The following is a 20,683-nucleotide window of genomic DNA, read 5'->3' on the forward strand; positions in this document are numbered from 1 at the left end:
TCTTGTTCTTGTCCGGTGCCGTCCTGGCGCAAGTCCGTGCTAGGGAGCGAGGTAGCGGGGCAACTGCAGAATCGCCTCGGCATTGGAAGGCGAGAAGCAGCGGTCGGCCGCTTCGCGATACGGCAGCCACACATGATTGGTGTGCTCGCGCGGGGCCAGCGTCACCGGGATATCACGCGGCACCAGGAGGCCAAAGACGTGCTCGGTATTCTTCGTCACGCCCGGCGCATAGCGGTGCCGCCAGACCGGATAGATTTCATAGATGTTGGAAAGTTGCCAGTCGCGCAGATGGGATGAGGGCACGCGGCGTCCACCATCGTGCGCCGAGTCTACGCCGCTGCCGGCCACCACGATGCCGGTCTCTTCCTCCACTTCGCGTCGGGCGGTCTCCGACAAGGGCTCATCAAGGCTGTCCTTGGAACCGGTGACCGACTGCCAGAAACCGGGCTGGTCGGCGCGTTCGATCAAGAGCACATGCTGGTCGGCGCTGTGGATCACCACCAGCACCGATTCGGGGATCTTGTAGGGCTTGGCTTGCGTCATGGCCTGTCCGTGATGCGGAAAAGCCCCATTGTATCGGGACGGCAGCCTTTCAGAGCAGCGTGGCTTCGCTCTCGGCCACCAGCCAGCTGCGGAAGGCACGTGCGGCGGCATGCTCGATGCGGTCGCGCGGCCACACCGCATAGTAGCCGCCGCCCAGGCTGGCGCTGGCCTCGCAGGCGCGCACCAGCAAGCCTTGCTCCATGCAGGCATCGATCATGTGGCGCCAGGCCAGCACGATGCCCTGCCCTTCCATGGCCAGTTGCAACAGCACGGGATATTGGTTGGAAAGAATCTGATGTTCGATGCGCGCATCGGCCACTTCGTTGTGCGCCATCCAGTTCTGCCACGACATCCATTGGCGCTGGCCGTCTTCGAGCATCAGCAGCGTCTCGTTGCGCAGGTCGGCCGGCGTCAGGGTGCGTCCGCGCAGATAGCCGGATGAACAGACCGGGAACACTTCCTCGTCATACAGCCGGCGCGCCGCCAGGCCCGAGGGCGGGCCGTCGCGCAGGAAGTAGATGCCCATGTCGAAATCGGTTTCGGAGAGTTGCGCCAGGCTGTCGTTGACGATCAGGCGCAGATGGCAGTCCGGATGCTGCGCACGAAAACGCGCCAGGCGGGGCGTCAGCCACAGCACTGCCACCCCTTGCGAACAGGCCACCGTCAGTTCCTGATGACCCTTGCGTTTCATGATGTCTTCGGTGGCCTCGGCACAATCGACCAGCAGGCGCTGCACCAGGGCGGCATAGCGCTGGCCGCTGACGGTCAGGCGCAGTGCGCGCGGCTCCCGCAGGAACAGCTTCTTGCCCAGGAAGCGCTCCAGCTGGGCGATCTGGCGGCTGATGGCGCTTTGCGTGAGATGCAGCTCCGCTGCCGCACGGGTAAAGCTGCCATGGCGCATGGCGGCTTCAAAGGCGATCAGCGAAGGCAGGGGGGGAAGTGGCGATATACGCATGGTCGGCGCTCCAGCTCGAAAGGTCTCATCCAGATCGAGATGGTAGAGCGAAAAGCATGCCCGCCGCCGCTTTCCCGGCGTCTGGAAAGCGGTGGCGGAAAAGACGCAGTGCCGGAAATCAGCGGCTGCGGTGGATGTGGCCGGCCTGCATGACCAGCGACAGGTGCTCGCCCTGGCCGGTCAGCAGCGTGATGTCTTGCAGCGGATTGCCGTCGACCACGATCAGGTCGGCCAGCGCGCCGGCACGCACGGTGCCCAGTTCGCCTTCGCGTTGCAGGATGGTGGCGGCAATCGAGGTGGCCGAACGGATGGTCTCCAGATTGCCCAGGATCTCGGCGCGGATCAGGAATTCGGTGGACTGGTCCTGATGCATCTCGCCCAGCAGGTCCGAGCCGAAGCCCATTGGTACGCCGTGTTCGGCATAGATGCGCAGCGAATCGCGGCCGGCCTGGCGCACCGATTCGATCTTGGCCACCGAATCCGGGGGCAAGCCCAGGCGGGCGCCGTCGCGGGCCAGCGAGTCGTAGGTCACCAGCGTGGGCACCACGAAGGCGCCATGCTCGCGCATCACGCGTGCGGCCTCGGCATCGACCAGGTTGCCGTGCTCGATGGTGCGCACGCCGCAGCGCACGGCGCGGGCAATCGCGCGGCCGGTGTAGGCGTGCGCCATCACGTAGGTCTGCGCGGCTTCGGCCTCGGCCACGATGGCGCGGATTTCATCTTCGCTGTATTGGGTGTTGCCGATGGGGTCGGTGGGGGACGCCACGCCGCCCGAGGCCATGATCTTGATCTGGGTGGCGCCCTTCTGCAATTCTTCGCGGGCGGCCAGGCGCACCGCGTCCACACCATCGGCCACGCGCGCAATGGCGCCGGCGCGGAAGGCGCAGGAGCACGGCTCCAGCACGTCGGAACGCGGGCGGAAATCGCCATGGCCGCCGGTCTGCGACAGCGCCTTGCCCGAGGGGAAGATGCGTGGGCCCGGCACCAGGCCGATGGCGATGGCTTGCGCCAGGCCCCAGTCGGCGCCGCCCGCATCGCGCACGCTGGTGAAGCCGCGGTTGAGCATGGCCTCGACGATGGGCAGGGCGCGAATCGACGTCAGCGAGCCGGGTTGCATGGCATTGAGGCCCAGGTTGGCCAGCGAGGCCAGCACGTGCACGTGGCAGTCGATCAGGCCGGGCATGACGGTCTTGCCGGTCACGTCGACCACGCGGGCACCGCTCACCGCCAGCGGGGTAGCCGAAACATCGATGATGCGGTCTTTTTCAATCAGGACATCATGGCGCGGGAACAGGCTGCCCAGCGCGGGATCGAGGACGTTGCCGCCCTTCAGGAGAATCTTGGTCATGTCAGGAATCAATGTTGTTGCAGGTACTGCGGCTCACGCACGAAACGGGTGCCGATGAAGCTGATGGCGGCGGCGATCATCACGTAGAAAGCCGGGGCCATGGTGCTGCCGGTGGCGGCGATCAACCAGGTGATGAAGAAGGAGGCAAAGCCGCCGAAGATGGTCACGGCCAGGTTGTAGGCCACCGACAGGCCGGTGGACAGGACCTTGGCCGGGAACAGTTCGGAGAACGCCGCCAGGATGGGGCCGGTATAGCCCGCAATCAGGGTGCCGAAGACCAGCTGGAAGATCAGCAGCGTGGCCAGGCTGGGCGCACTGTTGATGTAGGCGAACATGGGATAGGCCAGTACCAGGATCAGCGCGGCCGAGCCAGAGAGCAGCGGACGGCGGCCGATGCGGTCAGCCAGACGGCCGACGATGGGCGCCAGCACCATGATGCAGAGCCCGCCGACCATGCCGGCGATGAAACCGGTGGTCTGCGGCAGCTTCAAGACCTTCACCGAATAGGTCGGCATGTAGAACAGCAAGACATAGGTACAGACCGTCCACAGGATCACCATGGAGAAGCTGGCCGAGGTCTCGCGCGGGAAGTTGGAAATCACTTCCTTGAGCGGCGAATCGGTCTTGTCCTTTTCATCCAGGAAGGTCGGAGTTTCTTCGAGGTGATTGCGGATGTAGTAACCGACCGGCCCGATCACGATCCCCAGCAGGAAGGGCAGGCGCCAGCCCCAGCTGGCCAGCGCTTGCGCATCCAGGCTGGCGGTGACGAAGGTTCCCACGGCTGCGCCCAGCAGCACGGCCACGCCGATACTGGCCTGGATCCAGCTGGAGTAATAGGCGCGCTCGCGCTCGGGTGCATATTCGGTCAGGAAGGCGGTGGCACTACCCATCTCGCCACCGGCCGAGAAGCCTTGCAACAGGCGCGCCACCACGATGATGAGCGGTGCGAACAGGCCCACGCTTTCGTAGGTCGGCGCCAGGCCGATCAGGGTGGTGCCCAGGGCCATGAGCAGGATGGTGACCGACAGCGCGGCCTTGCGGCCCACGCGGTCGGCGTAGATGCCCAGGAGGATGCCGCCCACCGGACGCATGAAGAAGCCCACGCCGAAGGTGGCCACGGCCAGCAGCAATGAGGTGAGGTCATTGCCGGTCGGGAAGAACAGCTTGGCGATGATCACCGCAAAGAAACTGTAGACGGTGAAGTCGAACCATTCGAGACCATTGCCGATGACGGTGGCAATGATCGCACGGCGGCGCTGGTGGTTGCTTACCAACGGAATCCCGCCGGCTGGTAATGTCGTTGCTTGCATGCTCTCCCCTCATGTCAGACGTTGAATATGCGGCCGATAATAGGGTCAGCAGGGGGCGGGCGGAAATGATATCTGTGCATGCTGCCATGACCTGTGCGCATGCATGCGTAAATGATTTACCTAATTACGCATTAATTATTTATATCTTTTATATATTTTATGAAAACGTCGAAAAATAAAAAAGCGCGTGCATTTCTGCACGCGCTTTTTCGATGGGTTTATCGAAAAATTCGATAAGCCGATCAGGCCTTCACTGCCGGCTCGGTATTGCGCAGGCGGATATGCAGTTCGCGCAGCTGCTTCTCGTCAACTTCCGACGGTGCGTGGGTCAGCAGGCACTGGGCGCGCTGGGTCTTGGGGAAGGCGATCACGTCGCGGATCGACTCGGCACCGGCCATCATGGTGACCAGGCGGTCCAGGCCGAAGGCGATGCCGCCGTGCGGGGGCGCGCCGTATTGCAGGGCGTCCAGCAGGAAGCCGAACTTCAGGCGGGCTTCTTCGTCATCGATCTTCAGGGCACGGAACACCTTGCTCTGCACGTCGGCACGGTGGATACGGACCGAACCACCGCCCAGTTCCCAACCGTTCAACACCATGTCGTAGGCCTTGGCGATGGCCGCACCCGGATTGGTCGAGATGAAGTCTTCGTGGCCATCCTTGGGCGAGGTGAACGGGTGATGCAGGGCGACCCAGCGCTGGCCGTCTTCGTCGTATTCGAACATGGGGAAGTCGACCACCCACAGCGGACGCCATGCGTCGTCGAACAGGCCGTTCTTCTTGCCGAATTCGCTGTGGCCGATCTTCACGCGCAGCGCACCGATGGCATCGTTGACCACCTTGGCCTTGTCGGCACCGAAGAAGATCAGGTCGCCGTCTTGCGCGCCGGTCTTCTCGATGATGGCGTTCAGGGCCGCATCGTGGATGTTCTTGACGATGGGCGACTGCAGGCCGTCACGGCCCTTGGCCTTTTCATTGACCTTGATGTAGGCCAGGCCCTTGGCGCCGTAGATGGCGACGAACTGGGTGTAGGCGTCGATTTCCGAACGCGGCATTTCTGCACCGCCCGGCACGCGCAGGCCGACCACGCGGCCGCCTTCGCTGTTGGCGGCACCCGAGAAGACCTTGAAGTCGACGTCCTTCATCACGTCCGTCAGTTCGGTGAATTCGAGCTTGACGCGCATGTCCGGCTTGTCCGAACCATACATGCCCATGGCGGTGGCGAAGTCCATCACCGGGAAGGGGTTGGGCAGGTCGATGTCCAGTGCGTTCTTGAAGACCAGGCGGATCATGCCTTCGAACAGGTCACGGATTTCCTGTTCGTTCAGGAAGGAGGTTTCGCAGTCGATCTGGGTGAATTCGGGCTGGCGGTCAGCGCGCAGGTCTTCGTCGCGGAAGCACTTGGTGATCTGGTAGTAGCGGTCGAAGTTGGCCACCATCAGCAGCTGCTTGAACAGCTGCGGCGATTGTGGCAGGGCAAAGAATTCGCCGGCATTCACGCGCGAGGGCACCAGGTAGTCGCGGGCGCCTTCCGGGGTGGATTTGGTCAGCATCGGGGTTTCGATGTCGATGAAACCTTGCGCATCCAGGAACTTGCGCACTTCCATGGCGACCTTGTAGCGCAGGCGCAGGTTGTTCTGCATCTGCGGACGGCGCAGGTCCAGCACGCGGTGGGTCAGGCGGGTGGTTTCGGACAGGCTGTCGTCATCCAGCTGGAACGGGGGCGTCACCGACGGGTTCAGCACTTCCAGTTCGTGGCACAGCACTTCGATCTTGCCCGACTTCAGGTTGGCGTTGGTGGTGCCTTCCGGACGGTTGCGCACCAGGCCCGTGATACGCAGGCAGAACTCGTTGCGCACCGATTCGGCGTTCTTGAAGACATCGGCGCGGTCCGGATCGCAGACCACCTGGACCAGGCCTTCGCGGTCGCGCAGGTCGATGAAGATCACGCCGCCGTGATCGCGGCGACGGTGCACCCAGCCGCACAGGCTGACGGTTTGGCCGAGCAGTGCCTCGGTAGTGAGGCCACAGTATTGGGTTCGCATGGACATGGTTGTGATTCCGTTGACAGTGTTCTTGTTGGATTCGAGAGAGAAGACGCTAAGGGCGAAGGCGGGGCTGGCCGGGCAAGGTGCCGGCCGCCCCCTCAATTCTTCGGCGCCGCCGCGTCGGTGATGATCTTCTTGTCGGTGGCCATCTCGGGGGCGACCACGCCCATGGAGACGATGTATTTCAGGGCCGCATCCACCGACATGTCGAGCTCGATGGAGTCGGCACGCGGCAGCATCAGGAAGAAACCGGAAGTCGGGTTGGGGGTGGTGGGCACGTACACGCTGATGAAGTCGCCCTGCAGGTGATGCTTGACTTCACCGCCGGGCGCGCCGGTCAGGAAGGCGATGGTCCACGAACCCTGGCGCGGGTACTGGATCAGCACAGCCTTGCGAAAGGCATTGCCGGAGGGCGAGAACAGCGTATCGGACACCTGCTTGACGCTGGAATAGATCGACTTCACCACCGGAATGCGGGTCAGCAGGCCTTCCCACAGCAGCACCAGGCGGCGGCCGATGAAATTGCGCGCAGCCAGGCCGGTGAGGAACACGATCAGCAGTGTCAGGATCGCGCCCAGGCCGGGGATGTTGTGGCCCAGCCAGTGTGCCGGCCGCCAGGCCTCGGGCAGCAGCAGCAGCGACTGGTCCATGGTACTGATGATGAGGTTCAGCACCCACAGCGTAATGGCCAGGGGGACCAGGATCAGCAGACCCGTGATGAAGTATTTGCGCATGGGGGAAGGAAGACCTCGTTAGCTTGCGCTGGGGGTGGCGGGTGCGGCTGCAGGCGCTGGCGCCGGTGCGCTGGCAGCAGGAGCCGGGGCAGCAGCGGCCTGTTCGGCGGCTGCAGGAGCTGCGGGGGCGTCGGTGGAGGCGGCGATGCCGGTGCCGTTGGCGCCCTTGCTGTTGGCCGTACCACTGCCATTGCCCCGGAAATCGGTCACGTACCAGCCCGAACCCTTCAACTGGAAGCCGGCCGCAGTCAACTGCTTCCTGAAGCTGTCCTTGTTGCAGGAGGGGCAAACGGTCAACGCATCGTCAGAGATCTTCTGCAAGACATCCTTGGCAAAACCACACGCTTCGCAGCGATACGCGTAAATGGGCATGACTAACTCCGCAAAAAACTTCCAAAACCCTGAATTATAAAGGCTTTTGGCGGATTTTTAGTGAACCTGCCCGCGCGGGCGATGCGCTGGCGCGACGGCATGCAGCGCCGCGCCAGCAAAATCTTGTCTTTTGGAAAATTTATTCACGTCGCACCGCGTCCCGCAGCGCCATCCCGCCTCAAGCCTCCACCGGGGCGGCACGGCTGCTGCGCAGGGTGTCCAGAAATTCACGACACCACCAATGCACGTCAAACCGGCGGATGTTCTCCATCAGTGCGGCATGGCGCTCGCGCCGTTCGGACTGCGACATCTGCAGGGCCTGCTGGATCACCTGGGCGGTGCCGTGGGTGTCATAGGGGTTGATGATGAGCGCAGCCTTCATCTGCTCAGCCGCCCCGGCAAAGCGCGACAGCACCAGCACGCCGGGGTCGTCCGCGTTCTGGGCGGCAACGAATTCCTTTGCCACCAGGTTCATGCCATCGCGCAGGGGTGTCACCAGCGCCACCGCGCAAGCGCGGTACAAACCCGGCAGGCGGCGCCGTGCCACGGTGCGGTGGATGTAGCGGATCGGCATCCAGTCGAAGTCGCCGAAATCGCCATTGATGGAACCGCACAGGCTTTCCAGCTCGCGCTGGATGTCGCCATAGGCTTCCACGTCCTCGCGGCTGGGCGAGGCGATCTGCAGGAGCGTGGCGCTGTGGCGGTTCTCCGGATACAGGCGCAACAGTTCGCGGAAGGCACGGATGCGCTGCGGCAAGCCCTTGGAATAATCCAGCCGGTCCACCCCGATCAGCAGGCGCCGGCGCGAATACTCGGCCTTGGTGCTTTCATAGGTGTCCCGCGCTTCCTTGGCCTGGCCCAGGCGCTGGAACTCCGCCACGTCGATGCCGATGGGGAAGGCATTGGCATGCACCGTGTGATTGAAGGCGCGGAACTGGTTCGGGCCGACCGGCTCGGCGGTGGCTTCGGCCTGCACGTACTGGGCGAAGTGCTGCAGGTCGGCGTGGTTCTGGAAACCCACCAGATCGTAGGCAAACAACGCGCGCATGAGCCATTCATGGGAAGGGATGGCAGTGAGGATGGGTGGCGGTGGCAGCGGGATGTGCAGGAAGAAACCGATGCGCGCCTCGCAGCCCATGGCGCGCAGCTCGGCGGCCAGCGGGATGAGGTGGTAATCGTGGATCCACACGATGTCATCACGCTTCAACAGCGGAAACAATTTACGCGCGAAGAGCTGGTTCACGCGACGGTAGCCGCCCAGGTGCCCCGCTTCGAAATGCGCGAGGTCGAGGCGATAGTGGAACACCGGCCACAGCACGCCATTGGCATAGCCACGGTAGTAGGCATCATGGTCTTCCTGCGACAGGTCCAGTTCGGCCAGGGTCACGGGACCGGCCTGGTTCACGCGCAGCTCACCCTCGCCGGGCGTGCCATTCTCGACGACCTTGCCGCTCCAGCCAAACCAAAGTCCCCCGGTCTTCTTGAGCGTCTCGCCCAGGGCCACGGCCAGGCCGCCCGCAGCAGGCTTGCGCGGATCGGCCAGGCGATTGGAAACAACAACGAGTCTGCCCATCAGATCACCGCCTCCCACGATGCCGACAGGCGCATCGCACAGTTGATGATGCCCACCATCGAATAGGTCTGCGGGAAGTTGCCCCACATCTGGCGCGTGACCGGGTGCGTGTCCTCGGACAGGAGGCCCAGGTGGTTGCGGGCATCCAGCATGGCCTGGAAGATCTCGCGCGCCTGCTCCTTGCGGCCGATGCGCGCCAATGCATCGATGCGCCAGAAGGTGCAGATGTTGAAAGCGGTCTCGGGGCGGCCGAAGTCGTCCGGGGCTTCGTAGCGGCGCATGTAGGGGCCGTCGCAGAGCGATTTTTCCAGGGCTTCGACGGTGGAGATGAAACGCTTGTCGGTGGGCGCAATCAGGCCCACTTCCACCATCAGCAATACGCTGGCATCGAGGTCGCGGCCGCCGAAGCTTTCGGCATAGGCCTGGCGCTGTTCGTTCCACGCTTCGGTGAGGATGCGCTCGCCAATTTCCCTGGCGCGCTCGCCCCAGTAGCGGGCACGTTCGGGGAGGTCCACGCGAGCGGCGATCTTGGCCAGGCGATCGCAGGCGGCCCAGCTCATCAGTGCCGATGAGGTATGGATGCGCGAGCGCGTACGCAGCTCCCACATGCCCGCATCGGGCTGGTTGTAGACCTCGTAGGCGCGCTCGCCCACGGCTTCCAGATGCTGGAAGTGCTCGGCCCCGGCGCGATGGTACAGGCGCATGTCGTGGAAGGCCTGCGCCGCGCCCAGCACGATGTTGCCGTAGACGTCATGCTGGAAATGTTCGTAAGCCTGGTTGCCCACGCGCACCGGCTGGTGATGCTGGTAGCCCGGCAGGTGATCCAGGATCTGTTCGGGCAGCGCCTCTTCCAGGCCGATGCCATAGAGCGGCTGCACGTGGCCGCCACCGGAGCGCACCACCACGTTGGTCAGCCAGCGCAGGTAGTCTTCCATGGTGCCCAGCTCGGACAGGCTGTTGAGTGCGCGCACCACGAAGAAAGCATCACGCAGCCAGCAATAACGATAGTCCCAGTTGCGCTGGCTGCCCGGTGCTTCGGGCACGCTGGTGGTCATGGCGGCAATGATGGCGCCGGTATCTTCATAGACCGACATTTTCAGCGTGATGGCCGCACGGATGACGGCATCCTGCCATTCCAGGGGCGTAGCCAGGGCACGGCTCCAGTTGCGCCAGTAGGCGGTGGTTTCCTGCTCGAAATCACGGGCGGTGTCGTTGATGCCGCCGTGCAGGGTTTCATCGGGGCCGAGGATGAAGTTGTAGGGACGGCTGACCACGAAGGCGGTCTCGCCGACGATGTAGCTGATGGGCGCATCGGTGTTCAGGCGCAGCGTCTGTTCTTGTCCGACATAGCGGATGTGGTTGCTGCCGCGCGTCTGCAGCGGTTCTTCGCGGCCCCAGTCGAATCTGGGGCGCAGCACTACGCGCATGCGCGGCGCGCCCGACAGCGGATGGATGCGGCGCACCAGCTGCAGCGGACGGAAGAAGCGGCCACGGCTCTGGAAGCGCGGCGCCAGGTCGGTGATCTCGATGCCCTGCCCCAGCGTGTCGTAGAGGCGGGTGCGCAGCACGGCGGTATTGGGTTCATACCATTGCTCGCTGTGGGAAAAATTCTCCAGCTGGAAAGACCACAGCGCGCCATTGTCGGTGGGATCGAGCAGCGCATTGAAGACCGGATCGCCATCGAAGCGCGGCAGGCAGCACCAGACGATGCGGCCCATCTTGTCCACCAGGGCCGAGAAGGCGCAATTGCCGATCACGCCCAGCTCCAGCGAGGAGGTCGAGGGCATGTCGTGCGCCTGGGCGGCCAGATGCGGTTGTTCGGAATGCTGCGTCTGGGAATGCGGCTGCGGTTGCGCTTCTTGCTGCGGGTCGGGGCTGGGCTGGCTCATGGTTCCTCGTGCTCTGTTCTGTGGGTCAGATTTCTTGATGGAAGGCGATGTGCTGCGGGGAGAGGCATCCGGTGGCATCTATGCGCTGGCGCTGCGGACCTCCACGCTCTGGCGCAGCAGCGTCAATACGGCGGCCGGGTCGCCCAGGCGCTGCAGGGCCTGGCTGGGGCCGCTGCCGACCTTGATGCCGAGACCGCCGAAGACTTCGCCCTGGGCGATGGCAAAGCCGGCTTCATCGGTCACGTCGTCGCCGATGAAGACCGGGCGGCGGCCACGGAAAGGCGCCTCATGCAGGAAGGCCGCAACGGCGTCGCCCTTGTTGATGTGCGGCTTGGCCTCCACCACCATCTTGCCCTGCAGGAGGGTGAATCCGGGTTCGTGGCGCAGCGCGTCCATCATGGTTTCCACGCAGCGCTGTTCCAGGTGAGCTGCGTGGCGGTAATGCAGGGCCAGGGCACCGCGCTTGAGTTCGAGCTGCAGGCCGGGATGCGACTCCACCAGCGGCAGCAGACGCTCGCGCAGGTGATGCACGTCCGGCACCGGCTGCTGCAGGATGCGGCCATCGGCGGTACGGCGCTCGGCACCGTGCACGCCGGCGGCCGGCAGGCGCAAGGGCGACAAAAAGAAATCCAGCTGATCGAGCGGGCGGCCGCTGACGATGGCCAGCGCGCCATCCGATTCTTGCTGGATGCGCTGCAGGAGCGTGATCAGGTCCGGTGGCACCACGATCTCTTCGGGCTGGGGCGCCAGGTCGACCAGGGTGCCGTCGAAGTCCAGGAACAACGCATCGGCAGCAACATCGTAGGGGCGAGTGTGCTCAGTCATGCTTTTTCAGGTTGATGGAAAGCAAATAAGTTCCGGCTTGTTCTCGAATTCTTATCAATTAAACATCGAATAAGTTCGAAAAGCCGGGCGTTGGAATTGCTTTGACAGCACCTGGCCCAGCAGTTCTGGGAGGCCGCCCAAAAAGAAAAAACGGCCGCGCGGCTAGGCCGGGCGACCGTTTCAATCAGGCAAGAGGGGTCAGGACTGGACGCTGCCCTCGGCCGATGCCACCACCATGGGCGGCACGGGAGCCAGCACCTGGGGCATGAGCGAACCCACCACCATGCCGCCGATGGAGACCAGCAGACCGGCCAGCTGCGGCGGCCACAGGCCGTCCGGGGCGGCGTATTCCAGCGTGATCCACGACACCAGGCCCAGCACCATGGACATGAGCGCGCCCTGGCGGGTGGCGCGCTGCCAGTAGACACCGAAGGCCAGCGGCACGAAGGCGGCTACCAGGGTCACCTTGTAGGCGTTCTCGACCATTTCATAGATGCTGGACTGGCTGTTCAGGGCCAGCGAGGTCACGCCGGCGGTGAAGACCAGCACCACGGCACGCATCGAGAAGAGGAATTCACGGTCGTTCTTCCAGGGGCGGATTTCCTTGAGCACGTTCTCGGTGAAGGTCACCGAGGGCGCCAGCAGGGTCGCGCTGGCGCAACTCTTGATGGCCGAGAGCAAGGCGCCGAAGAACATCACCTGGGCGAAGACCGGCATCTTTTCCATGATCAGGGTCGGCAGCACCAGTTGCGAATCGGTGTCCAGCAGGCGCGAGACCATGGCCGGGTCGATCAGCGTAGCCGAATAGGCCAGGAAGATGGGGATGAAGACGAAGAAGAAATAGATCACGCCACCCAGCACCGAGGCATTGCGCGCCACCTTTTCATTCTTGGAGGACATGACGCGCTGGAACACGTCCTGCTGCGGAATCGAGCCCAGCATCATGGTGATCCAGGCGGCAAAGAACCACAGCACGTCCTTGAGTTCAGCGGCCGGCCAGAAGTTGAACTTGCCGGCCTCGGCAGCATGCGCAATCACGACACCCGGACCGCCGACCATGCCCGACACTTCATATCCGATATACAGCATGCCGACCACCACGATGATCATCTGCAGGAAGTCGGTGATGGCCACGGCCCACATGCCGCCCATCAGGGTATAGATGAGCACGCTGCCGGCGCCGATGATCATGCCCCAGTGCATGGGGATGTAGCCGCCCGAGACGACGTTGAAGACCAGGCCCAGCGCCTTGATCTGCGCGGCCACCCAGCCCAGGTAGGAAATGACGATGCAGATCGTGACCAGCATTTCGGCGGCGCGGCCGAAGCGCTTCTTGTAGTAGTCGCCGATGGTCAGCAGGTTCATGCGATAGAGCTTCTTGGCGAAGAACACGCCAACCAGGATCAGGCACAGTGAAGAACCGAAGGGATCGGCCACGATGCCGCCCAGGCCCTCCTTGAGGAAGGTCGAGGACACCCCCAGCACCGCCTCCGAACCGAACCAGGTCGCAAAGACGGTCGCGGTCACCACCGACATCGGCAGCGAGCGGCCGGCGACGGCGTAGTCCTTCGAACTCTTCACGTAGCGGGTGGCGTACAAGCCGATAGCGACGGAGATGACCCAATAGAGAACGACGAACCAAAGCAGTGCATTCATGCCTTTTTCCTTGCAGGCGGGGGGATGAAAAACGCGCATTATAGCGGCAACTTCCCCGCGCAAAGCCGCTTGTGGCAAGACTTTTCATCTGTCGCCAGGGGGCCACAGCCGTGCTGGCCGGCGCAAGGGAATTGATCTCGCAGCAAGCAAGAAATGCTCCCGCCCACAGGACGGGGGCGTCAGCATTTTGTCAGTTGGAGTGAATAGAAGGTGAACAATCCTGCGCCGCCCGGGAGCGGCAGCGCAGGCGCAGGCGGATCAGGCGCCTTCGTTGCTGTGCTCGTAGGAAGGGCAACCGTTCTTGCCCCATTTGCCGTCGCACAGCTTCCAGAGGCAGCTTTCGCGGGCGAACACCGAGAGGGTGCCGCATTGCTTGACCTGCTCGGCCAGCGTCGGCACGGGCAGCACTTCGACCACCTCCGGTGCCGGCACGGCGGCCTGGGCGCGTTCGGCCTTGGCGCGGGCATTGGCCAGTTGCGCCTCGGCGTCGCGGCGGCGCTGCTCACGCAGGGCCAGGGCGGCATCCTCGCGGCGGTGGCGGGCCTCGGCGGCCGCGCGCTTCTGGGCCAGTTGATGGGCCTTTTCGTCGGCTTCCTGCTGGAGCTGGGCGATCACCTCGGGACCGGGCGCGGCATCACCGGCAGCAGGTTCTGCGGTGACCTGGCTGGCCATCGGGGCGGCCGGCTCAGCCTGGGCGGACTTGGACAGTGCGGGCGACTGCTGCATCACCGGCTTGAGCCCGCGCTGCGGCCATTGCCCGCCCAGCCACAGGGCCAGGCCGATGATGGCCAGGGTCAGCAGGGAGACCAGCAAGGCGCCCCGGGTCGAGGCCCGCACCTCGGGTTCGGTGCGCGGACCGCGCGGCGCCGGGCGTGCGGCGGGTTCAGGCTGTTCCTGGACGGCCACGGCAGGGGCATCGTCTTCGTAAGGCAGGCTGGCACTGGCTGCAGAAGTGGCGACCGCAGCCGTCACGGCGGCAGCGGCCACTGCCGCAGCGGTAATGTGCGAGGCGCGGACTTCGAGCTCTTCCTCGCTCAGCGCCAGCGGTGGCATCGCCGGGTGGGCCGGATGACCGGTGGGGCTGATATGGCTGGTGTTGCCGGATTGGCTGCCGTGACCGGCCGCAGACGCGCCTTCGGCGGCGCGCCGGTCACGATCTTCCTCTGTAGGTGCCAGAAGCTGCATTGGAATTCCCCTGTATTGCGCTACCGGCCGCCGTCCCTGGCGGCCCTGGTGTGCTCCCTCACGTCCGTGATGGCTGTTGCCTGGTCTCAAGAATCGGGCGAATTCGGCCCCAGGCGGTTTTGATGCAGCGTTTGTTTTTTGGACGGATGGCTATTTTGCGCTCAAATTTCCGAAAGGCAAAATAAAAATGCGGCTCTGCAAAAAATTTCCGAACCCAGACTGGGCGGGACTTGCCGGCCTATCAAGAAACGATGTGCAAAAAGAAACGGCAGCCTCGTTTCCGGGGCTGCCGCTGGGAGGACTGACAACAATCGGTGTCAGTCGACGATCTTTTCCAGCGCAAACAGGTCGGCCGGGTTTTCGCGTGCCCGGACCAGGTGGACTTGCGCGCCATCGACCAGCACCTCGGCCGCACGGCCCCGGGTGTTGTAGTTGGAGGCCATGGTCATGCCATAGGCACCGGCCGACATCAGCGCCAGCAAATCGCCTTCGCCGATGGCCAGTTCGCGCGAGCGGGCCAGCCAGTCGCCGGATTCACATACCGGGCCGACCACATCGTAGATACGGGGCTGGCCGGCGTTTTCCTTCACTGTCTTGACGCCATGCCAGGCTTCGTACATGGCCGGACGCATCAAATCGTTCATGGCAGCATCGACCACGGCGAAGTTTTTTCCTTCACCATGCTTGAGGTATTGCACTTCGGTCAGCAGCAGGCCGGCATTGCCGACCACCGAGCGGCCCGGCTCGAACATGACCTGGATCGGCCGGCCGTCGTACTTCCTGGCACGCCAGGCATCGACGCGGGCGAACACGCGCGCCAGGTAGTCGCCGATGGCGACCGGCTGCTCGTCGTCGTAACGGATGCCGATGCCGCCGCCGATGTCGAGGTGGTGAATCGTGATGCCCTCGGCTTCCAGCGCATCGACCATCTCGATGATCTTGTCCAGCGCTTCCAGCAACGGCGAATCGTCCAGCAGCTGCGAGCCGATGTGGCAATCGATGCCCACCACTTCGATGTTGGGCAGGGCGGCTGCGGCGCGATAGCAGTTCAGCGCATCTTCATAGGCCACGCCGAACTTGTTTTCCTTCAGGCCGGTGGAGATGTAGGGGTGGGTCTTGGCATCCACGTTGGGGTTCACGCGCAGCGAGATGCGCGCGCGCTTGCCCAGGGCGCCGGCCACTTCGTTCAGGCGGGCCACTTCGGGGATGGATTCGACGTTGAAGCAGAGGATGTCATGTTCCAGCGCCAGCTTCATCTCGTCGCGGCCCTTGCCCACGCCCGAGAAGATCACCTTGCGCGCATCACCGCCAGCGGCCACCACACGCAGCAGCTCGCCGCCGGACACGATGTCGAAACCGGAGCCCAGCTTGCCCAGCAGGTTCAGCACCGCCAGGTTGGAATTGGACTTGACCGAGTAGCACACCAGGGCGCCGCCCTTGTCGCCATCGGCACGGCCGGCTGCGCGGCAGGCATCGGCATAGGCCGAGAAGTTCTGCACCAGGGCGGCCTTGGAATAGACGTAGAGCGGGGTGCCGAACTGTTCGGCCAGCGCTTGCAGCGAGACGTCTTCGGCGTGCAGCGCGCCGTTGCGGTAGGAGAAGTGGGACATGGAGATCCGGAAAAGTCAGTTCTGTAGGGAAACCCGGCGCGATCCCGCCCTCATGCTCCTGGGGGACCGGCCGCGATGCAGCCAGATGTTTCAGCCGGGCATCATCGTTTGGGCGTGTCGGCGGCGGAGGTGTCGGCAGGGGCCGCACCCTCCTGGGCCGCTGCCTTGTCCTTGGCCGGCGCGGCCGGCTGGGTGCGCACGAACGGGTCGGGCGGGATCTTGGGCATGTACAGCGGGCCTTTCTGGCCGCAACCGGCCAGCATCACGACGGCGGCGCACAGCGCCAGGGAAGCTGCACAACGGGCGGGAGAATAGTGTGACTTCACGATAAAATGACGGATTACATCGAAATCTTAGAATGACTTGGAGTGTAGCATGACCGAATCGGAATTCCTGGACCTGGCCGACGCCACCCTCAACGCCATCGAGACGGCGCTGGAAGACGCCTGCGACGCCAGCGACCTGGACGTGGAATGCAGCCGCAGCGGCAACGTGCTGGAAATCGAGTGCGTGGACAATGGCTCCAAGATCATCATCAACAGCCAGGCCCCCATGCAGGAAATGTGGCTGGCCGCACGTTCGGGCGGCTTCCACTACAAGTATGACGGCAGCCAGTGGCTCAATACCCGTGACGGCAGCGAGCTCTATGCCACGCTCTCGGAAGTGGTCAGCAGCCAGGCCGGCGTGCCGGTCACCCTCAAGCCCTGAGCCGGCACGGTGCCGGCCTGCGCGCCCCACCGCAGCAGCGGCGGCGCGCTGATGCTTGCGCCCTTCCGGCTTCTACCGTCCACGAAAAGAAACCCGCAGCATTCATGCGTCGATCCCTCCGACATCCCGCCTTCCTGTTCCTGCAGCGTGGCCTGGCGCGTCTGCGCTGGATCCTGGTACTGACCGTCCTGGCCGTGGCCGCAGCGCTGCTGCTGCCGCCCCTGGTGACCCGTTTCAACCACGACCACAGCCCCCAGGCCCTGGCCGCCGAGAAAGACATGCAAGCCATCGCCACCGGCCTGGAACGCTACCGCCAGGACAATGGCCGCTATCCGAGTGCCGCCCAGGGCCTGCTGGCGCTGGTGATCAAGCCGGTGCGCGCGCCCGTGCCGGGCAACTGGCAGATCGGCGGCTACGTCGATCGCCTGCCGCGCGATCCCTGGGGCAATTCCTACCAGTACGAGGCTGACGACGACGGCACCAGCTACGAGCTCTACTCCTTCGGCCAGGCCGGACCGGACGGCGACGCCGACGGCGATCAGGTCATCCACTACCATTGAGCCGGCGCGCTGAGCGACGCGGGCCGCTCAACTCTTCACCGCTTGCTCACACCCCATCCGGGAAAGCCGTCCGCAGCCGGTACTGGCGCTGCCGGTAATTGCCTTCCGGTCCGCTGAAGCCGCAGTCGACGTCGCCGAACAAGCGGCTGACGCGATTGATGGCCGCGCGCTGGGCTTCGGTCTGCACGGCGATCAGGCGCCGCTTGCTGCGCGCGTGGTGGGCACAGATGTCGACCACCAGGCAGTGGCCGTAATCGGCCTGCTTGATGTCGATGAGCAGCGCTTCCGGTTTGGTCAGTCCAAAGGTGGCGGCCAGTTCGATGCGCGCACTCAGGAAAGGATTGCTGTTGCGCAGCTTGTCGCTGAGCCGGGCACGGGCCTGCAGCGCCCAGGGCTGGGCGTCTTCCTGCGCCGTGAAGGCCTGCAGCGCCTCAGCGGCGGTCGTATCTCCCTGGACTGCCGCCTGCTGCCACCAGTAGAGCGCCTTGACATCATGCAGCGCATCGTCGCGGCGATTGCGCCAGAAGATCTGCGCCAGTTCGCACTGCGCATCGGCCAGGCCCGATTCGGCCGCCTTCTCGAGATATTGCTGGGCCACCTGCAGATTGCGCTGTGAATAGATCGAGCGCGAATAGATGCGCGCCAGTGCGTGCCAGGCTTGTCCGGAACCGCCCTCCCCGGCCAGCACCAGCCAGTGCAGGGCCTTCTTGAAATTGGCCAGGCCGTGTTCCATGAAGACGCGGTTGCCGGCGCGGTCGATCTTGGCGCACAGCAGTCCCAGTTCCAGACGCGCCTCGATGTCGCCAGCCAGCGCCGCCAGTTCGAACAGCCGCATCAATTGCGGCAGCTCCGGCTTGGCGCTGCGCGCCTGCCACTGGCCGTAGCGCAGCAGCAGGGTCGCTTCCTCGACATTGAGTTCGACCAGGCCGGTAGCATCGCCTTCCTTGTCCAGCTGCGTGAGCGCTGCACTATTGCGCTCCATCAGGCGCTTGACCAGAACCACCGCACCGCGCGCGAACGCCTCGCCCTGTCCCTGTTGCCAGGCCTTGTCCAGCAGCGCGTATTGCGCCTGTTCGATACCGGCGCGGGCAGCCTCGCGCATGAGCCTTTCTTCGACGGCCGAGGCGGCTGCACCCGGCACTACCGGCTGGCCATGCCGCTGCATCTGCTGGGCCAGCAGCCATTGGGCTTCGTGATCGTCGCGGCTGGCCAGCAAGGACAGCGCAGCGATGGCGCGCGCATGGGCGTTGCTGTCGAACTGCTCGGTATGCTCCAGCACCAGGCGCGCGAAGATGATGCCCGCCTGGGGCACGCCGGCGTCAAAGGCCTTTTCGTACCAGATGGCCGCTTCCTGCGGCGAGGACAGCTCCTTGACCTGATCGTAGGTGATGTTGCGGCCGATGATCATCCACGCATCATCCAGGCCCTGTTGCGCAGCACGCCGCAGCCAGTAGAACGCCGTGCCCTTGCTGCGCGGCAGTCCGCTGCCGCCGTTGAGGTAGCGCCGGCCCAGGGCCAGTTGCGCGCGCGATTCACCAGCGCGGGCGGCCTTGATGACGGCCAGCTCTTCTCTCGTTGCCATGTTCTTTTCCTTTCTCAGCAAGCCCGCAGTCAAAAACTGCGGACAAAAAAGTCCCCGCCGGCGCAGCAAGCTGCGTCGGTCCGGTGTGCATCAAAAACTAAGTATTTGGATGCTGCCCGCCAGTGCGTTGTGAGGCGGCGCGATACGCGATTCGTGGAAGCGCTTCTGCACCACGCGCATCGGAATGATGCACGTCATTAGAGCAGTGCGCCGCAAAAAAGTGCGCGTTAACGAGAGCTTATTACGCTTCCTTTACATTCGCCAACACCCGCTACTGGTAAGGCTTTCGTCAGCTTGTTGCGATCCAAAAGCGAGCTTTTTGCGACGCAGAAAATGAGTTTTCCTACGTGGCAGCGGGATTCGGCATGCACCAAATCCGAATGCAATGCGAAACAAAATGGGGAGAAGTCTCCAATCCGTCGCATTCCTGCGGAGAGAGAAAAATACTGTTACAAAATCTAACAAAATAGATCGGTAAAGCAGGCATGAAAAAAGCGCCGCATGAACCTCATGCGGCGCTTTTTTCTTGCTCACTTGCGCATCAAACTGCGCCGCCAAAAAGACGGCGCAGCTCAAGTCACATTAGAACTTGTGACGGATACCCACGGCGACGGCGCCTTGGTTACCATCGGTACCGGTGGCGTTGGAAACGCCCGGGTTGTTCAGGTCGCTAGCCTTGGTGTAAGCCAGGAAGGCGTACAGGTCGGTGCGCTTGGACAGCCAGTAGTCGGTACCCAGGCTCACTTGGGTCAGCTTGGCCTTGGTGGACACGCCGTCGAAGTCGGCACGGGTGTGATCCACGGCAGCCAGCAGCTTCAGCGACGGGCTCAGGGAGTAAGCAGTACCCAGTTCGTAGATGTCAGCCTTCTTCGAATTGGCCAGGGTGCGGTTGGCGATGCTGGTCAGGGAACCGACGCCGGCTGCGGTCAGGTTGGTCTGGGTGTTCAGGTCTTGCTTGACGCGCGAGTAGTTACCGTACACACGAGCCGGGCCGAACTGATAGGACGCTGCCACGTTCAGGACCTTCTGAGCGGTGCTGCCAGCCAGGTTGCTTTCGCTAGCCACGCTGGTAGTGGTGGTGCTGCTCAGCAGGGAGGTGTCAGCTGCGGTCGAACCAGCCTTGGACTGGTAGTAGTTGATACCCAGACCCAGCGGACCGTTGTCGTACTTGCCGCCGATGCCGAAGGCTTGACCAGCGGAGGTCTGGCCAGCGGTTTCACCGAAGCCGTACATCAGGTTACCAGTGAAGCCGTTCAGGTTGGCCGTGGTGTAGCTGATCGAGTTGTTGGTACGGGTGCCTTGCAGGCGATCCAGGCCGGAGCCGGAGTTGCTGACCCAGCCACCGAAGTCGTTCACGGCGGTGTAAGCGGAGATGGTGTCAGCGAAGTCGGTTTGACGGCCGACCAGCACGCTACCGAAGCCACCAGTCAGACCCACCACCGACTTGCGGCGGAACAGGGTGTTGCTGGTCTTGGAATCGTCCAGAGCACCGGTGTCATTGCTGAAGCCGGCTTCCAGTTGGAACACGGCCGACAGACCGCCGCCCAGATCTTCAACACCCTTGAAGCCGATACGCGAACCCTGGATGACGCCCGAGTTCAGGCCGAACTTGCTGCCAGTGCCGCCGGAGGAGGTGGCAACCTTGCTTTGGTAGACAACACCGGTATCGACGATACCGTAGATCGTGACGGAGCTTTGCGCATTGGCTGCGCCTGCGAACGCGCCCAGAACGGCGAGTGCCAGCAGAGATTTTTTCATGTGACGTCCTTCTCTAAAAATAGTCTTGAG

At 63.7% G+C, this 20,683-nt stretch carries 18 protein-coding genes; 2 read left to right on the plus strand and 16 right to left on the minus strand.

Annotation, left to right across the window (positions count from 1 at the left end):
- Positions 1–39: 39 nt before the first annotated feature.
- From nudB to lptM, 14 genes are all read right to left on the minus strand, one after another.
- Positions 40–543, minus strand: a complete 504-nt coding sequence (nudB, locus tag ACVC5H_RS24565) for a dihydroneopterin triphosphate diphosphatase (RefSeq protein WP_489620318.1) — start codon at positions 541–543, stop codon at positions 40–42.
- Between the two features lie 49 nt (positions 544–592).
- Positions 593–1,498 (minus strand): LysR substrate-binding domain-containing protein, encoded by a 906-nt coding sequence (locus ACVC5H_RS24570; protein WP_489620319.1) that lies wholly within the window; start codon positions 1,496–1,498, stop codon positions 593–595.
- A gap of 118 nt (positions 1,499–1,616) precedes the next feature.
- Positions 1,617–2,846, minus strand: coding sequence for a metal-dependent hydrolase family protein (locus ACVC5H_RS24575; protein WP_489620320.1), 1,230 nt, complete (start codon positions 2,844–2,846; stop codon positions 1,617–1,619).
- A gap of 8 nt (positions 2,847–2,854) precedes the next feature.
- Positions 2,855–4,156 (minus strand): MFS transporter, encoded by a 1,302-nt coding sequence (locus ACVC5H_RS24580; RefSeq protein WP_489620321.1) that lies wholly within the window; start codon positions 4,154–4,156, stop codon positions 2,855–2,857.
- A gap of 242 nt (positions 4,157–4,398) precedes the next feature.
- The gene (gene aspS / locus ACVC5H_RS24585) at positions 4,399–6,204 is read right to left on the minus strand and encodes an aspartate--tRNA ligase (RefSeq protein WP_112068518.1); all 1,806 of its coding nucleotides are present in this window, start codon (positions 6,202–6,204) and stop codon (positions 4,399–4,401) included.
- A 95-nt stretch (positions 6,205–6,299) separates the two neighbouring features.
- Positions 6,300–6,935: a DUF502 domain-containing protein gene (locus ACVC5H_RS24590; protein ID WP_489620322.1), complete on the minus strand. Its 636-nt coding sequence runs from the start codon at positions 6,933–6,935 to the stop codon at positions 6,300–6,302.
- Between the two features lie 18 nt (positions 6,936–6,953).
- A complete protein-coding gene (locus tag ACVC5H_RS24595; RefSeq protein ID WP_489620323.1) occupies positions 6,954–7,307 on the minus strand; it encodes an FmdB family zinc ribbon protein in 354 nt (117 codons plus the stop codon).
- A 178-nt stretch (positions 7,308–7,485) separates the two neighbouring features.
- On the minus strand, positions 7,486–8,880 hold the full coding sequence (otsA, locus tag ACVC5H_RS24600) for an alpha,alpha-trehalose-phosphate synthase (UDP-forming) (protein ID WP_489620324.1): 1,395 nt from the start codon (positions 8,878–8,880) through the stop codon (positions 7,486–7,488).
- A complete protein-coding gene (locus ACVC5H_RS24605) occupies positions 8,880–10,769 on the minus strand; it encodes a glycoside hydrolase family 15 protein (RefSeq protein ID WP_489620325.1) in 1,890 nt (629 codons plus the stop codon). The genes otsA and ACVC5H_RS24605 overlap by 1 nt, the downstream gene beginning before the upstream one ends.
- Positions 10,770–10,847: 78 nt before the next feature.
- Positions 10,848–11,594, minus strand: coding sequence for a trehalose-phosphatase (gene otsB, locus ACVC5H_RS24610; RefSeq protein WP_489620326.1), 747 nt, complete (start codon positions 11,592–11,594; stop codon positions 10,848–10,850).
- 198 nt (positions 11,595–11,792) lie between these two features.
- Positions 11,793–13,250 carry a high affinity choline transporter 1 gene (locus ACVC5H_RS24615; protein ID WP_489620327.1) on the minus strand — a complete coding sequence of 486 codons (1,458 nt, stop codon included), beginning with the start codon at positions 13,248–13,250 and terminating at the stop codon, positions 11,793–11,795.
- Positions 13,251–13,508: 258 nt separating this feature from the next.
- Positions 13,509–14,435: a phage tail protein gene (locus ACVC5H_RS24620; RefSeq protein WP_489620328.1), complete on the minus strand. Its 927-nt coding sequence runs from the start codon at positions 14,433–14,435 to the stop codon at positions 13,509–13,511.
- A 317-nt stretch (positions 14,436–14,752) separates the two neighbouring features.
- Entirely contained in the window at positions 14,753–16,045 is a 1,293-nt protein-coding gene (lysA, locus tag ACVC5H_RS24625) for a diaminopimelate decarboxylase (protein WP_489620329.1), read from the minus strand.
- A 101-nt stretch (positions 16,046–16,146) separates the two neighbouring features.
- A complete protein-coding gene (gene lptM, locus ACVC5H_RS24630; protein ID WP_489620330.1) occupies positions 16,147–16,371 on the minus strand; it encodes an LPS translocon maturation chaperone LptM in 225 nt (74 codons plus the stop codon).
- A 49-nt stretch (positions 16,372–16,420) separates the two neighbouring features.
- Between lptM and cyaY the strand changes: the two genes are divergently transcribed.
- Together cyaY and gspG are read left to right on the plus strand one after the other, a co-directional pair.
- Entirely contained in the window at positions 16,421–16,753 is a 333-nt protein-coding gene (gene cyaY / locus ACVC5H_RS24635) for an iron donor protein CyaY (protein WP_489620331.1), read from the plus strand.
- 104 nt (positions 16,754–16,857) lie between these two features.
- Positions 16,858–17,313 (plus strand): type II secretion system major pseudopilin GspG, encoded by a 456-nt coding sequence (gspG, locus tag ACVC5H_RS24640; protein WP_489620332.1) that lies wholly within the window; start codon positions 16,858–16,860, stop codon positions 17,311–17,313.
- A gap of 46 nt (positions 17,314–17,359) precedes the next feature.
- Here gspG and ACVC5H_RS24645 read toward each other — a convergent pair whose 3' ends face one another.
- Together ACVC5H_RS24645 and ACVC5H_RS24650 are read right to left on the minus strand one after the other, a co-directional pair.
- The gene (locus tag ACVC5H_RS24645; RefSeq protein ID WP_489620333.1) at positions 17,360–18,895 is read right to left on the minus strand and encodes a tetratricopeptide repeat protein; all 1,536 of its coding nucleotides are present in this window, start codon (positions 18,893–18,895) and stop codon (positions 17,360–17,362) included.
- Positions 18,896–19,477: 582 nt separating this feature from the next.
- Positions 19,478–20,653 carry a porin gene (locus tag ACVC5H_RS24650; RefSeq protein WP_489620334.1) on the minus strand — a complete coding sequence of 392 codons (1,176 nt, stop codon included), beginning with the start codon at positions 20,651–20,653 and terminating at the stop codon, positions 19,478–19,480.
- Positions 20,654–20,683: the final 30 nt, after the last annotated feature.

The sequence above is a fragment of the Herbaspirillum sp. Her3 genome (assembly GCF_057961275.1).

Coding starts and splice junctions, on each gene's coding strand:
- nudB (WP_489620318.1), bottom strand. CDS start 543: ATGACGCAAGCCAAGCCCTACAAGATCCCCGAATCGGTGCTGGTGGTG.
- ACVC5H_RS24570 (WP_489620319.1), bottom strand. CDS start 1,498: ATGCGTATATCGCCACTTCCCCCCCTGCCTTCGCTGATCGCCTTTGAA.
- ACVC5H_RS24575 (WP_489620320.1), bottom strand. CDS start 2,846: ATGACCAAGATTCTCCTGAAGGGCGGCAACGTCCTCGATCCCGCGCTG.
- ACVC5H_RS24580 (WP_489620321.1), bottom strand. CDS start 4,156: ATGCAAGCAACGACATTACCAGCCGGCGGGATTCCGTTGGTAAGCAAC.
- aspS (WP_112068518.1), bottom strand. CDS start 6,204: ATGTCCATGCGAACCCAATACTGTGGCCTCACTACCGAGGCACTGCTC.
- ACVC5H_RS24590 (WP_489620322.1), bottom strand. CDS start 6,935: ATGCGCAAATACTTCATCACGGGTCTGCTGATCCTGGTCCCCCTGGCC.
- ACVC5H_RS24595 (WP_489620323.1), bottom strand. CDS start 7,307: ATGCCCATTTACGCGTATCGCTGCGAAGCGTGTGGTTTTGCCAAGGAT.
- otsA (WP_489620324.1), bottom strand. CDS start 8,880: ATGGGCAGACTCGTTGTTGTTTCCAATCGCCTGGCCGATCCGCGCAAG.
- ACVC5H_RS24605 (WP_489620325.1), bottom strand. CDS start 10,769: ATGAGCCAGCCCAGCCCCGACCCGCAGCAAGAAGCGCAACCGCAGCCG.
- otsB (WP_489620326.1), bottom strand. CDS start 11,594: ATGACTGAGCACACTCGCCCCTACGATGTTGCTGCCGATGCGTTGTTC.
- ACVC5H_RS24615 (WP_489620327.1), bottom strand. CDS start 13,250: ATGAATGCACTGCTTTGGTTCGTCGTTCTCTATTGGGTCATCTCCGTC.
- ACVC5H_RS24620 (WP_489620328.1), bottom strand. CDS start 14,435: ATGCAGCTTCTGGCACCTACAGAGGAAGATCGTGACCGGCGCGCCGCC.
- lysA (WP_489620329.1), bottom strand. CDS start 16,045: ATGTCCCACTTCTCCTACCGCAACGGCGCGCTGCACGCCGAAGACGTC.
- cyaY (WP_489620331.1), top strand. CDS start 16,421: ATGACCGAATCGGAATTCCTGGACCTGGCCGACGCCACCCTCAACGCC.
- gspG (WP_489620332.1), top strand. CDS start 16,858: ATGCGTCGATCCCTCCGACATCCCGCCTTCCTGTTCCTGCAGCGTGGC.
- ACVC5H_RS24645 (WP_489620333.1), bottom strand. CDS start 18,895: ATGGCAACGAGAGAAGAGCTGGCCGTCATCAAGGCCGCCCGCGCTGGT.
- ACVC5H_RS24650 (WP_489620334.1), bottom strand. CDS start 20,653: ATGAAAAAATCTCTGCTGGCACTCGCCGTTCTGGGCGCGTTCGCAGGC.